The organism is Psychrobacter sp. AOP3-A1-26 (assembly GCF_052378235.1).
Taxonomy (GTDB): Bacteria; Pseudomonadota; Gammaproteobacteria; order Pseudomonadales; family Moraxellaceae; genus Psychrobacter.
Window position 1 is genome coordinate 79,581 of record NZ_JBQSXN010000001.1, and the last position, 13,878, is coordinate 93,458.

Annotated in this window: 11 protein-coding genes; 6 read left to right on the forward strand and 5 right to left on the reverse strand. The window is 43.8% G+C overall.

Going from position 1 to position 13,878, the window contains the following annotated elements; translation table 11 throughout:
* The first annotated feature begins 32 nt into the window (after positions 1-32).
* The 4 genes from gcvH (at position 33) to ACT3TU_RS00335 (ending at position 5,318) form a co-directional block, all read left to right on the forward strand.
* Positions 33-413, forward strand: coding sequence for a glycine cleavage system protein GcvH (gene gcvH / locus ACT3TU_RS00320; protein ID WP_192523226.1), 381 nt, complete (start codon positions 33-35; stop codon positions 411-413).
* A 283-nt stretch (positions 414-696) separates the two neighbouring features.
* Complete coding sequence (locus ACT3TU_RS00325; protein WP_192523251.1) at positions 697-1,455, forward strand: nitroreductase family protein; 759 nt, start codon at positions 697-699, stop codon at positions 1,453-1,455.
* A gap of 60 nt (positions 1,456-1,515) precedes the next feature.
* Positions 1,516-4,413: an aminomethyl-transferring glycine dehydrogenase gene (gene gcvP / locus ACT3TU_RS00330; RefSeq protein ID WP_192523225.1), complete on the forward strand. Its 2,898-nt coding sequence runs from the start codon at positions 1,516-1,518 to the stop codon at positions 4,411-4,413.
* A 230-nt stretch (positions 4,414-4,643) separates the two neighbouring features.
* The gene (locus ACT3TU_RS00335; protein WP_444783894.1) at positions 4,644-5,318 is read left to right on the forward strand and encodes a lipase family alpha/beta hydrolase; all 675 of its coding nucleotides are present in this window, start codon (positions 4,644-4,646) and stop codon (positions 5,316-5,318) included.
* A gap of 39 nt (positions 5,319-5,357) precedes the next feature.
* Here the strand turns inward: ACT3TU_RS00335 and ACT3TU_RS00340 are convergent, their stop codons facing one another.
* From ACT3TU_RS00340 to ACT3TU_RS00360, 5 genes are all read right to left on the reverse strand, one after another.
* Positions 5,358-6,674 carry a ribonuclease D gene (locus ACT3TU_RS00340; protein ID WP_444783895.1) on the reverse strand — a complete coding sequence of 439 codons (1,317 nt, stop codon included), beginning with the start codon at positions 6,672-6,674 and terminating at the stop codon, positions 5,358-5,360.
* 159 nt (positions 6,675-6,833) lie between these two features.
* Entirely contained in the window at positions 6,834-7,427 is a 594-nt protein-coding gene (gene recR / locus ACT3TU_RS00345) for a recombination mediator RecR (RefSeq protein WP_192523223.1), read from the reverse strand.
* Positions 7,428-7,690: 263 nt separating this feature from the next.
* Positions 7,691-8,020 carry a YbaB/EbfC family nucleoid-associated protein gene (locus ACT3TU_RS00350; protein ID WP_192523222.1) on the reverse strand — a complete coding sequence of 110 codons (330 nt, stop codon included), beginning with the start codon at positions 8,018-8,020 and terminating at the stop codon, positions 7,691-7,693.
* 81 nt (positions 8,021-8,101) lie between these two features.
* Complete coding sequence (locus ACT3TU_RS00355) at positions 8,102-9,367, reverse strand: O-succinylhomoserine sulfhydrylase (protein WP_192523221.1); 1,266 nt, start codon at positions 9,365-9,367, stop codon at positions 8,102-8,104.
* Positions 9,368-9,610: 243 nt separating this feature from the next.
* Positions 9,611-10,261, reverse strand: a complete 651-nt coding sequence (locus ACT3TU_RS00360; RefSeq protein WP_192524608.1) for a hypothetical protein — start codon at positions 10,259-10,261, stop codon at positions 9,611-9,613.
* A 376-nt stretch (positions 10,262-10,637) separates the two neighbouring features.
* On the opposite strand from ACT3TU_RS00360, the gene ACT3TU_RS00365 reads away from it, so the two are divergent.
* Both ACT3TU_RS00365 and ACT3TU_RS00370 read left to right on the forward strand, forming a co-directional pair.
* Complete coding sequence (locus tag ACT3TU_RS00365) at positions 10,638-12,296, forward strand: phospholipase D family protein (protein ID WP_192524607.1); 1,659 nt, start codon at positions 10,638-10,640, stop codon at positions 12,294-12,296.
* Positions 12,297-12,671: 375 nt separating this feature from the next.
* The gene (locus ACT3TU_RS00370) at positions 12,672-13,850 is read left to right on the forward strand and encodes an MFS transporter (protein ID WP_444783896.1); all 1,179 of its coding nucleotides are present in this window, start codon (positions 12,672-12,674) and stop codon (positions 13,848-13,850) included.
* The last annotated feature ends 28 nt before the right edge of the window (positions 13,851-13,878 follow it).

Consider the following 13,878-nt stretch of genomic DNA (forward strand, 5'->3'; position numbering starts at 1 on the left):
TTAATTAACCTCTATCACTTAGGAGAGAGACCATGAGTAACATCCCAGCAGAATTAAAATACATCGCCAGCCACGAGTGGCTACGCCTAGAGGACGACGGTACAATTACTGTTGGTATCACTGACCATGCTCAAGAATTATTGGGTGACGTGGTATTTGTTGAATTACCAGATGTTGGTGACGTCATCACTCTTGATGACGAAATCTCAGTGGTTGAATCTGTTAAAGCCGCTTCTGACGTCTATGCTCCAATCTCAGGCGAAGTCGTTGCCATCAACGAAGCGCTAGAAGACGACCCTGAAATCATCAACTCTGACCCATATGGCGAAGGTTGGTTCTTTAGAATGAAGCCTGAAAACATGGCTGACTATGAAGCATTACTGACTGCTGACGAGTACGAAAATGAGCTGTAATATCTGCTACACGCTTCACTCTACAAGCGATATTAAGCTTAAATCTCGCTACTTATAACAAAGCAAGCAGGTTTCATTATTGTAGGTACCGGCGTCAGTCGGTATCTATCCTCTTTGGCTTAAAGCGATTTTCTTTAAAAATCAGCGTTAAAAAACAATCATCGTCCAATTGATTATCCCCAATTGCTAGCTAGTTTATTCGTATTACTCATTTGACATATTTCTTAAATATGCCGCAACAATGAGCCAAATTGAGCACTCAACTCCCAGTATGGATCCTAATATGAACGCCAATACCGATAATAAAGACAGCATTGCTACGCCTACTCATACTCCGCAGCGACAAGCGTTTTGTGAGGTCGTAGAGTCACGCCGATCAGTACGCCGTTTTACCGACACGCCGATACCCGATGACGTATTATCCGACTGTTTGCGTTTGGCCATGTTAGCTCCAAACTCTAGCAACCTACAGCCGTGGGAGTTTTATGTTATCGATAATGTGGATAGTCGTAAGCGCGCGGTCAAAAACTGCATGAACCAAAACGCCGCAAAAACATCCGCACGCTTAATCGCTGTGGTTGCTCGTACCGACGTTTGGCATGATCACGCCCAGCAAGTTCTACGTGAATTCCCTGATACACCGGTGCCAAAAAAGGTAAAAGACTACTACAACAAAGTCGTCGCGTTGGACTTTTTACGTGGGCCTGCCAACATTGTATCCGTCGCTAAATGGGGTGCAACTCAAGTGGTCAGACGCGTCAAAGGTCCTATCAAATCGCCTTATTATACCTTTGAAGATACCAAAAACTGGGCAACCAATAATACCTCGTTAGCCGCTGGAAATCTAATGCTGGCATTGCGAGCGTATGGCTTTGATAGCTGTCCGATGGGTGGTTTCGACGAACCTGCCATGAAGCGCTTGTTAGAGCTAGGCGATGATCATCATATCGTTATGATGATTGGTGCTGGCGAGCGTGCTGATAATGGTATCTATAATACCCAGTTCCGCTTTGAGCAAAATCAATTTGTACATTATGTATAGTTAGTTGAACCACTACTTTTATTATAGAACGCTCCTTTTCACTCTTTTCCAAGGATTGTCATGACTATCTCTCAAAACCCGACGTTTGATACCTTTCAAGGCTTATTCAACGAAGCCGAATTTGTCTATCGTCATTTAGGCTCTAATGAAACCAAGCAAGCGGATCTACTCAGTGCGGTTGGTTATAAAGATATGGCAAGCTTTATCAATGATACGGTGCCTGAACCTGTACGCCTGCACAAAGAATTGGACTTGCCAGCCGCGATGAGTGAACACGCTGCGCTCGCCAGATTGCGCGTGATGGCTGATGACATCACCGTTAATAAAAGCTATATCGGCCAAGGTTACTCACCTGTACGCATGCCTGCTGTTATTCAGCGCAACGTCCTTGAAAATCCAGGCTGGTATACTGCTTACACCCCTTATCAAGCAGAAATTGCCCAAGGTCGTCTAGAAGCGCTACTTAACTTCCAACAAGTTTGTATTGATTTGACGGGTCTTGAGATGGCTGGTGCTTCATTGCTTGATGAAGCAACCGCTGCCGCTGAAGCGATGTCAATGTCTAAGCGCGTGAGCAAAAGCAAATCAACAAAATTTTTCGTCGATGATCGCATCTATCCACAAACACTTGATGTTATCAATACCCGCGCCAAGTACTTTGGTTGGGAAGTGGTGGTTGGTGATTTTGAAACGGCCAAGTCTGGCGATTATTTTGGGGCATTATTCCAATACGTCGGTGTCGAAGGCGATGTTAAAGACTTAACAGACGTCATCGCGGCTGTGAAGGAAAATAAAACCTATGTGAGCGTCGTCAGTGACATCATGAGCTTGGTACTGCTAAAATCACCAGCAGATATGGGTGCAGACGTGGCTTTGGGTAGCACGCAGCGTTTTGGTATCCCAATGGGCTTTGGTGGTCCACATGCCGCCTACTTCGCTTTTTCAGATAAAGCCAAACGCTCAGCGCCTGGTCGTATCATCGGTGTCTCAAAAGACGCGCAAGGCAATACTGCTCTACGTATGGCACTACAAACCCGTGAGCAACATATCCGCCGCGAAAAAGCCAACTCAAACATCTGTACCTCACAAGTATTGCTGGCCAACTTAGCGGGTATGTATGCCGTCTACCATGGTCCAAATGGTGTTAAGCGTATTGCCACGCGTATCCATGCGTTTGCTACTGCCTTTGCTGATGTCATTAAAGGCGCTAACGATAGCAATTTGAACGTGGCACATGATCAATTCTTTGATACCGTCGTGGTTGATTGCGGTTCAGAAAAACTGGCCACTCAAATTTTTGAAAATGCAGACAATGTTGGCTACAACTTATGGCGTCTTGGCGACAGCAAACTTGCCGTTTCTTTTAGTGAGACCAGTGACGAACAGGACTTTAAAGTACTAACCCAGCTATTCGTTAGTAAGTCGCACGACCTACCAAAAGACGCGCGCGTCTCTCTTGATAGCACTCACTTGCGTACTGACGATATCTTAACGCATCCAGTATTCAACTCGCATCACACCGAACACGAAATGCTACGTTATTTAAAATCGCTCGAAGACAAAGATTTGGCGATGAACCGTAGCATGATTTCACTCGGTAGCTGTACCATGAAATTGAATGCCACCAGTGAGATGTTACCGATTACATGGCCTGAATTTGCCAATGTGCATCCGTTTGCACCGCGCGATCAAGTAACTGGTTATGTGGCGATGATTGATAGCCTACAAGACCAACTCAAAGCCATCACAGGTTTTGATGATGTGTCTATGCAGCCAAACTCTGGCGCCTCAGGTGAGTATGCAGGTCTACTTGCTATCCGTCGTTATCACGAATCACTGGGCGAGACCGATCGTGACGTTTGCTTGATTCCAATGTCAGCGCACGGCACCAACCCTGCTACGGCCATTATGATGGGTATGAAAGTAGTCGTGGTCAAAACCGATGACAATGGTAACGTAGATATCGATGACTTAACGGCGAAATGTGAAGAGCATAGCGCGAAGCTGGGCGCATTGATGATTACTTATCCATCGACGCATGGTGTTTTTGAAGAAGGTATCCGTGATATTTGTGACCTTATTCATAAACATGGTGCCCAAGTCTATATGGATGGCGCCAATATGAACGCTCAGGTCGGCATGATGCAGCCTGCAGACGTTGGCGCAGACGTACTACACATGAACTTGCACAAAACTTTCTGTATTCCACACGGCGGCGGCGGTCCAGGCATGGGTCCTATCGGTATGAAGGCACATTTAGCACCATATATGGCCAACCATACTTTAAGCCCTGTACACAATGCGCAAAAAGACTGCTCAGCGGTATCGGCAGCCCCTTATGGCTCAGCAAGTATTTTGCCAATCTCATGGATGTATATTGCCATGATGGGACGTGATGGTTTATTAAAAGCCACTGAATTGGCACTATTAAATGCCAACTATGTTGCTGCGGAATTAAAAGACCACTACCCGGTGTTATATGCTGGCAAAAACGGCCGCGTGGCCCACGAATGCATCATCGATATTCGTCCATTAAAAGAAGAAACAGGCGTCACAGAAAGTGATATCGCCAAGCGCTTGATGGATTATGGCTTCCACTCACCTACTATGAGCTTCCCAGTTGCGGGCACCTTGATGATTGAGCCGACCGAGTCTGAATCTAAAGAAGAGCTAGACCGCTTTATCAGTGCGCTAAAATCTATCAAAGCAGAGGCCTTAAAAGCCAAAGCTGGCGAAGATAACTGGACGCCAGAAAACAACCCATTGGTCAATGCCCCGCATACCGCGGCGATGATTACTGATGGTGAATGGACGTATCCATACAGCCGTGAGACAGCGGCGTTCCCACTGCCTTACATCCGTAACAATAAGTTCTGGCCAAGTGTGGCACGTGTCGATGACGCTTATGGTGATAAAAATCTCATGTGTTCTTGCCCAAGTATCGAAAACTATATGTAATCATCATTGTCGATAAACATTCATTATCATGATATAAAAAACCTCCAAATCAGCTGATTTGGAGGTTTTTATTTTGGCTGTCTTTTCAGCAGCATCTCAACAGGTAACACTCTTAATACTTAAGTCACTGCTATTTAAATCATTAAGAACAACCTACTATAGTAGTACAGATATATATCCACTTAATTTACTAAAATAACATCTATTCAATCACTGCCTTGGAACCAAACATGCAACAAAAAAACCACGTTATTCTGATTCATGGTCTGCATCAAACGGCTTGGATTATGCGTCCGCTGGCCAAATGCTTGCAAGCAGCAGGGTTTGATACCCATCAATTTGGCTATCGCAGTATGCGTGATGGCATCAAGACCAATAGCGCACATCTAAATAGCTGGCTAGAAGAAAACCACCATCCAGACCAGCCGATAGATTTGGTCGGTCATAGTTTGGGTGGGTTAATTATTCGTGATTTTATCACTGAATATCCGAAATGGCAGATTGGACGCTGTGTGACACTCGGAACGCCGCATATAGGCAGTGTCTGTGCTGATTATATTTGGCGCTTGACCCCAGCTGTTGTGGGCCGCTCCTACGTCGATGCACTAGATGGTACGGTAGCACCATTACCTGAGCATATTACTCTGGGCGTGATTGCGGGGAATCACCCCAAGGGTTTAGGGCAATTTTTTTTACAGTATCATAACCGCAAACTACGTAAGGCAGATAACATACCATCAGCAGAACACCTGCTACACGATGGCACGGTATATGTAGAAGAAACTAAAATAAAGTCAGCCACTGATCACATTATTTTACCAGTCTCGCATACTGGGATGCTGGTCGATAAAACAGTGGCCAAGCAAACGGCTCACTTTTTACAACATGGACAGTTTCGACGTTAATATAGTCAGATTTTTATTGAAAACTCACTATATATTATTTTAAACGTTAATCCCCATGCCTTGTTGTAACTCGATTTTATGGGCTGTGATAACAGGAATCAAGGTATGCATAACCCAGTCGTTGCGCCAGCCTTTTAAGCCCTCTGGCATCTCGCTTAAGTCTTTATCAAATGCAATAATCTCATAAAGCTGCCCCAGCCATTTTTTACGCATCAATACGTTGGCAGGTACGCCAATAACTTCTGCTTGCTCATCGATCGCTTGTTGCACGGCTTTTGATAGGACTTTGTTTTTCGAACGATACGGTGGTAATAAACAAGCTGGATGTTCAGCAGGGTGAAGGTTTTTGGCATCTTTTATGACCTTGAGCAATTCTTCACCATACAGTCGCAACATACTACGGTGCATCGTGGTTTTATGTGCCAACTCTCGCATGCTATTTGGTTTTTCAGTGATGATTTCGCGTACCGCTTGTTTTTTAATCACAAAAGTACGTGGCTGATTGGTCGCACGTGCCAGCGCCTCTCGCCATGTTGCCACCGCTTGCAATATCGCCATTTGCTCAGAAGTATAACGATAATCTGCCATTGTAAGATACATTGCGTCGTCTTCAACATGCTGAGCATCATATAAATCACTGGCATAAAGCTGGCAGTCCGCCCATATATAATCGTACAAACCTTGCTTTTTTAGCTCGTACTCAAGACTTAAATAGAGTGCTGGCAAAAAACGCACATCGTCTATCGCGTATTGCTCTTGTTCGTCTGATAGCGGACGCTTTAGCCAATCTGACTGGCTTTGCTCTTTATCGATATGCATGTCCAATTGGTCATCAAGCGCTTGCTGATAGCCCATTTGCAATTGTCCCGTCAAATACGACAGGGCGATTTGGGTATCAAAAATATTGGTCAAGGGCGGACAACCAGACAACAGATAAAAAATACCCAAATCTTCACCACATGCATGCCAAATGGCCACATCCACTTCACTGAGCGCTTGCCACAGTTCAGCCAGTTGCAGCTGCGGTGCATCTAATAGATATACATGATCGCCAGTATTCAGCTGCACCAGCGCCAAACGTGGATAATAAGTATCGCGCTTGATAAACTCGGTATCTAATGCCACACGCCCGCAAGCGGCTAATGCTGCAATCACTTCGTCCAAGCTACTTTGCTCACGTACCCAAGTAACAGCAACCTCATCGGCACTATCTAATAGTGCATCGATATCTGGTTCGGACGGCAACTCCGCTGACGCCATAGCATGATTGACTGAGTGCGTTGACACACCATCAGTAACCGCAGAACTATTTTGAGGGTTTGAATCGGTGGAAGCATTTGAAGCAATGTTTGACACGGGCAGATACCTGCATAAATAAGAGAAAATAAAACGCTAAACCGCGTCTTAATAAAATGAGAGACGAAAATAATAATGATAAAACACTACTAAAACAATTATAACAATCCCATAAAAAAATGGGCAAGACTTGGCTTTTATAAGCAAGTTATAACAAAGCTATAAAAAGGAGCGGTTTTGCATGGCTTGCCCAAGGGTCATACTATCGAGGTATTCAAGCTCACCACCCATCGGCACACCTTGTGCTAAGCGCGTCACTTTATTGACATGACGATTGACCGCTTCACTGATAAAGTGTGCGGTAGTTTGCCCTTCGACGGTGGTACCCGTTGCCAGTATCAACTCTTCAACGGGCTCTTGCTTCACTCGCCAAACCAGCTGATCGATATTTAAGTCGTCGGCACTAATCCCATCAATCGGTGATAAATGGCCACCTAAGACAAAATAGCGTCCACGGTAACCCGCAGTTTGTTCAATAGCCATGACGTCTGCTGCGGTTTCAACCACGCATAATAACCTATCATCACGCCTTGGATCTTGACACAGCGGGCAGACAGCGTCATCGCTAAAGCTATGGCAACGCTGGCATTCAACGATATCACGCATCGCTTCATCAAGCGCTTGCGCGAGCGCCATGCCCTGAGGGCGCTTTTTACTTAGCAGATGAAGCGCCATCCGTTGGGCGCTCTTTTGTCCCACACCCGGCAAAATACGCAGCTGTTTGACCAGCTGATCAAATTTGGCTGTCAGCAAAGTGTCTTCCTTTATTTAACTTAATTTAAAAAACAGTAGCTATAAAAATGGGGTCGTATCGTGTTGATAACAACCCCATTCATTAGATCTTACAGTCAGATAACATACAGTCAACTAAATATAAAACCAGCTGTATATCAATGCCAAAAGTTCAAGATAACGAGAAAGACGAGTGCTAGTTTTATCTTCGTAGGTCTAACGAGTCTGACCAGTCTGAATAGCTAAGCGTTAACTTATTTTTGGGACAGATATTATGGCAGATATTAGAACATACCTTGCATACCTGGTGGCAGACCCATACCCGAGGTAGCACCAGCCATCGTTTCTTCATAAAGCTCGTCTGCCTGGCGCACAGCATCATTGATAGCGGCTGCGATTAAATCTTCGATCATGTCAGGCTCATCTTCCAATAAGCTTGGATCGATAGTCAAACGCTTGACCACATGGCGACCTGTCATAGTCACTTTGACCAGACCACTGCCCGCTTCGGCTTGCACTTCTTTATTGCCCAGCTCTTTTTTGGCATTTTCGACGTTTGTTTCGACTTTCTTTTGCATCGTTTGGGCTTGTTGCATTAATGCTTGAATATTCATAACTGCCTCTTTGTCTTTATAATGGTAAGTGGTGTTTGACAACGTAAAATGTATGCGTTGGTAGTGATTATACCGTTATCTTTACAAACTGTCTAAACCGCGCGCCAAATCTTTAATGATATCCTCTACATCTTCCAAACCGACCGATAGACGGATAAGCCCATCTTTAACGCCTGCCTCAGCTCGCGCTTCAGGCGTCAGGCGAAAGTGAGTGGTGGTCGCAGGATGAGTAACCGTGGTTTTGGCATCACCCAAATTATTGGTGATAGAAACCATTTGCGTCGAATCAATCACATGCCAAGCAGCGGCTTTTGAATCAAGACTGGCAGACGATTTCACTTCAAAACCCATGATAGCACCATAACCCCCTTTCATATGATGCTGGCGGGTAGCAAGATTATGAGAAGGATGGTCGCTCAACCCTGAGAAATGCACCGTACTGACCTTGGGATGATTGACCAAAAACTCCGCCACTTGATTGGCATTTTGACAATGCGCTTGCATACGTAACTTGAGCGTTTCTAGCCCCTTGGTGAAGACCCAAGCATTAAAGGGGCTCATACTGATGCCACCTGAGCGGACAACGGTAAATGCCTCTTGCATCAGCTTGTCACTGCCGACCAACGCACCGCCTAATACTCGCCCTTGCCCGTCTAAATACTTGGTCGCAGAGTGAATCACTACATCTGCACCCAAATCAAGCGGACGCTGCAAGGCTGGCGTAGCAAAGCAATTATCGACTACCAGTAGTATGTCATTGGCTTTACACAGCTCGCTTAGATAACCGATGTCACAAATCTGCGCCAACGGATTGCTGGGGCTTTCGCAATAAATCACTTTGGTATTGGGCTGAACTGCATTTGCCCATGCCTCATTATCGAAGCAATCAACATAACTGACCTCAACGTCAAATTTGGCCATGTAATTGTTAAACAGACCGATAGATGAGCCAAATAGCTGATTGGCTGCAAGCAGATGGTCGCCTGCTTTTAGATACGCCAAACACATGGTCAAAATCGCACCCATACCCGAAGCTGTCGCCACCGCGCGTGCACCATTTTCAAGGGCAGCTAAGCGACGCTCAAAGGTGCGTACACTGGGATTGGTATGACGCGAGTAGACGTTGCCCGTTTTGGTGCCATCAAAATGCGCTGCGGCATCAGCCGCCGAATGGTAAACATAAGAGCTGGTGGTAAAAATAGGCTCTGAATGCTCACCTTCATCAGTACGATGCTGTCCTGCCCGTACGGCGATGGTTTGCATGCCATAATCAAGCCCTAAATCTAGGGCATCGTTGCGCCAGTTTGGATCTAAACTGCTATCTTCTTGCACTTGCGACTTACTCATAACTAATCCATTACCGTTAATTTTAACTGCATTAAAAATATTTTTATTTCTTTTTACCAATAATTAATTTAGGGAATTGAATGCTGTTTTATAATATCATGTCGCTATTTATAAACCTCATTAGGCTTAATATTAACTGATATTTTGTTATCTTTAGATTTGTACTCCGAAATAATTGATCGAAACAAAACATCCTAGCTTTATGCTATTTCTGAATTCAAGGCCTGAGTTCACTGCCCGAATTCAAAAAGCTCCGTGACCAGTGTAATTATAATCGACGTGGTACTTTTGGATTCCAGGCATCAAGAACATTCCTCGACCATTGCTGCAATCTAAAACTTTCTGAGCTGCCGCTTCACCCTCGCTGTTGCTGCCTGATGGGTTACTAGGTTTGGCATCACACTCTATTTCGAGCAGGTAGTCTTCTTCGTTATGCATGTTACTGGCATAATGCTTAGTAGCCAAGTCCTTAGGAGTGGCGTTGTAAAACCTGCGCGTATCGCTTCCACCATCCTTATGGGTCAACTCGGCTGTCACATAGATCAATGACCAATCACACTTACCTTTACTAAGGGCATCGCGAAAGAAATGTGCTTGGTATTGATTTGCAGTCTTTTCTACATTGATCTTCAACATTTCGCTAAGTTGATACACATGTGAAATGTCTACGTAGTTTCCACAAAATCTACTTTCCGATTCAAAGCGCATTGTCATCTGTAAGTCTAACGTTTCATCTGAGGGTAGAGAGCCATAAATAATTATTTCGTCAGTAGGATTAGGATTGACCGGAGGCACCTCCGTTTTTAAAGCGCACGCCGATATCAACACTACTGGAAGAACCGCTAAACATAACTTGATTGCAGATAAACCTCCGTCTAATTGATAAGCCATCATCCCCTTATCCTTCAATCATAATTTATTAAGCCGCAAATTAGCTATTTTCCTAACCTAGCATTGTCATCTAAAATGCAGTGATCGTGTGATTACCCTAATTTATTTTTAAATACAGAGTGTTATTTTGTTGAGTCACTATGCGAACTATTAATAAATCAGGATTAGCTTAAAGCGAAAACCTAAAGCTGTCCATAATAAAATTAACGTATTTATAATAGGCAGATGTGCCAACACCTGCTAAGCTTGCCAGCACTGATTTTCTCTGCAGGCAGTTTTATTATACCTCTTATATCTATAATAAAAAACGACACAAACACTAGGGTGTGTTGAATATCCATTAATAAGCACTGCTGATACTCTTTGAGGTAACCGCGTTATGTCGACATTGACTCTAAACCCTAGAAAACTATCGCTAACTCTAGCGATTGGACTTTCCTTAGGAATGACTGGCTGTCAAATTTTACCCAAGCAGCCACATCTGCCTGAGAGCCAAGCGTTATCAGCGCGAGTAAATGCATTATATAATTCAGAAAGCACTCAATCAGAAAACAGCCAAAAAACCGGACAAAGTAAAAAATCCAAGATCAATAATATTGATTTGGTAGCGGCCATAAGCGAACAAAACGATATCCACCCTGATTTGTCAGGCTATCATCCAATCGTGACTGGAGCCAACGCCTTTGCTTCGCGCAGTATCTTGACAGATATGGCCACACGCAATATCGATGCACAGTATTATATTTGGCATGACGACCAAGCTGGTCAGCTACTATTGAAAGACTTGTGGGAAGCTGCTGAGCGCGGGATTATCGTGCGACTGTTATTGGATGATTTTAATAACAATGCCAAATTTGATCAGCATTTATTACGCTTTGCAAGCCATCCCAATATCGCCGTGCGTATCATCAACCCTTTGATGCACCGTCGGTTTCAAACGTTGAACTACCTCACAGGCTTGCCGCGTATCAATCGCCGTATGCACAATAAAAGTATGACCTTTGATAAGCAAATCACCATCATTGGTGGGCGCAATATTGGTAATGAATACCTAAGTAACGATAAAAATAGCCAATTTGCAGATTTGGATGTTTTACTTATTGGTAAAGTAGTCGCAGACATCGACAATAGCTTTGCAAGCTATTGGTCATCACCCTTGTCATTCGACATCGAAACCTTAGTGACCCTTGAGAATGAAGAAAATCCTGACTTCTTAGAGGCATTAGATAAGCTTGGACAGGACGAAAAAAATAATGACAACAGCAGTCTGACTGTCTATAAAGCCGCTGTTGAAGATTCTACGATAGACAGCGATCTAGTCCATAAACGCGTGCCCTTCCGCTGGACAGACATGCAGTTTTTGAGTGATGATGTGGGCAAATTAACCAAAACCGTGCCATCTGACACCAACTTGGTACATCAACTACGTACTTTGTTAGGTAGTCCGTCAAAAAAACTGACTATTATCTCCTCTTACTTTGTACCGACCAAAGACGGTGTCAATACACTAGTAGCATTGGCAGAATCTGGTATCGACATCAAAATCTTGACCAACTCGTTTGATGCCACCGATGTGACCGCGGTGCATTCTGGCTATAGTCAATGGCGTCCTTACCTACTGCGCGCAGGGGTAAAAATATACGAGTTAAAATCGACCGCTTCTGAAGAAAAGCGCGAAAACAAGCTATGGAAAGCCCGTAGTCAGTCTTCAACCAGTCTACATGCGAAAGCATTTGCCGTTGATGACTACCAAGTATTCATTGGCTCATATAATGTCGACCCTCGCTCCGCTAATATTAATACCGAAATGGGTGTGATTATCAATGATGATGAGCTGGCAGGACAGTTGCATAATGCGCTCAGCGATGATTTGTTGACTCAGGCTTATGAAGTTAAATTGTCAGACAATGGTAAATTGCAATGGCATACCGTAGAAGATAATAAAAAAGTGGTTTATGACTCTGAACCACGGGTCGATATGAGCGACCATGTTTGGCTTACCATTATGTCATGGCTACCGATTGACTGGCTGTTATAATAGACAGTCCCATATAAAATAAACCCAGCGCTATTGGCGGTACTAAGCAACACTCAATGCGCTCGGATGTTTAATGCAAACTCTAATAAGCCAAACAGCTTATATCAACACCCTTTTAAATCTAAATACTTAAATTTACTGTTCCGACAAATCAGTATTAGTTGATACTGATTTGTCGTTTTCTATTATAAACGGCTCTTGAAATACCAACCGTTTTAATGAACACTTTCATATGTGGATGTGCAACCTATTATGCCCTCTCGCTCCCAATACGCACTCATGTCTTCTAAAGACAGAAACACTGTACTGTTTATCTGTTTTAGCAGCGCTGTCGCATTTTTTGATTTTTTGATCTATCTATATCTTTCGGATATTGTGGCTGCAAATTTTTTCCCCGCGAATATCAACCCTGCTATGACAAAAATGCAAGGGCTTGGGCTTTTTGTGATTGGTTATTTGGCACGTCCTGTTGGTGGCATTATATTTGGTCGTTATGGAGATATTAAGGGCCGAAAACCCATGCTATTATTTAGCATACTGGTCACTGCAGCCAGCTTATTAGCGATGGCTTGCTTGCCGACTTACGCACAATGGGGATTGATGGCGCCAGTATTATTTATTGTGTTACGGCTGATACAAGGGATGGCGTTTGGAGTTTATGTACCACTCGCTTGGGTGTTTGTGGCAGAGCATGTGCCACGGCTGTACTTATCTGTGGGCTGTAGCTATGTCACTGCCAGTTTCTATGTTGGCGTCCTATTCTCTAATGCTTTTTTTCTGTGGCTAAGCAACTCTATGAGCACGGGGCAGTTGGCTGACTATGGTTGCCGCATACCGTTTTTCATCGCGGCCATATTGAGTCTTTTGCCGTTATTGACCTGGCGATGGATAGAGGAATCGCCATTTTTTATTGAGATGAAAAATGTAAAACCGAGTGAGTATGTTATCAAGCCATTTACTCTGCTTTTTAAGCACTGTAAGCATTCACTATTTATCGGTATGCTACTTACCCTAATTATTTCTAGCATAACGACCGTGATCGTGCTTTTACTGCCTGATTTGATTGAATTACAATTTAATTTAAACAATGATTTATTTGGATTTTCACACAGTCTGGGTGTCGTATTTATGATTTTTGGCTGTGTGTTTTATGGCATCATATCCAATCATCAAAATTTTGGTAAGATTTTAACAATAGGTTCTATCTTACTGATTGCGCAGATGCTTGCCTTTTTTTACCATCTACAGTCAGGCGCTGACTATATCCTCATTATGTACGCGCTTTTAGGTTTTTGTGCGGGCATCGTTGGCATGATACCTGCCATCATCGTGCAGTTATTTCCGACTAACGTACGATTAACGGGAATGGCATTTTGTTATAATGTGGCCTATGGTATTGTGGGGGTGTTAGTACCTTTTGGACTTGGTTATGCCACGTTATATGTAAGTTTCTCACCCGCTTTGTATATCGCTTTCATTGGCTTTATCGGTATCATCATGGGGATATATTTTTACAACTTACCCGAATTTAAAAAAATCGATCATGTCATTTAGGATGTGTCACCAACTAGCACCCTGACAG

Excerpts from the sequence above, each read along its gene's own strand:
- gcvP (WP_192523225.1), top strand. The coding sequence starts at position 1,516 with ATGACTATCTCTCAAAACCCGACGTTTGATACCTTTCAAGGCTTATTC.
- ACT3TU_RS00360 (WP_192524608.1), bottom strand. The coding sequence starts at position 10,261 with ATGATGGCTTATCAATTAGACGGAGGTTTATCTGCAATCAAGTTATGT.
- gcvH (WP_192523226.1), top strand. The coding sequence starts at position 33 with ATGAGTAACATCCCAGCAGAATTAAAATACATCGCCAGCCACGAGTGG.
- ACT3TU_RS00355 (WP_192523221.1), bottom strand. The coding sequence starts at position 9,367 with ATGAGTAAGTCGCAAGTGCAAGAAGATAGCAGTTTAGATCCAAACTGG.
- ACT3TU_RS00335 (WP_444783894.1), top strand. The coding sequence starts at position 4,644 with ATGCAACAAAAAAACCACGTTATTCTGATTCATGGTCTGCATCAAACG.
- ACT3TU_RS00365 (WP_192524607.1), top strand. The coding sequence starts at position 10,638 with ATGTCGACATTGACTCTAAACCCTAGAAAACTATCGCTAACTCTAGCG.
- ACT3TU_RS00350 (WP_192523222.1), bottom strand. The coding sequence starts at position 8,020 with ATGAATATTCAAGCATTAATGCAACAAGCCCAAACGATGCAAAAGAAA.
- ACT3TU_RS00325 (WP_192523251.1), top strand. The coding sequence starts at position 697 with ATGAACGCCAATACCGATAATAAAGACAGCATTGCTACGCCTACTCAT.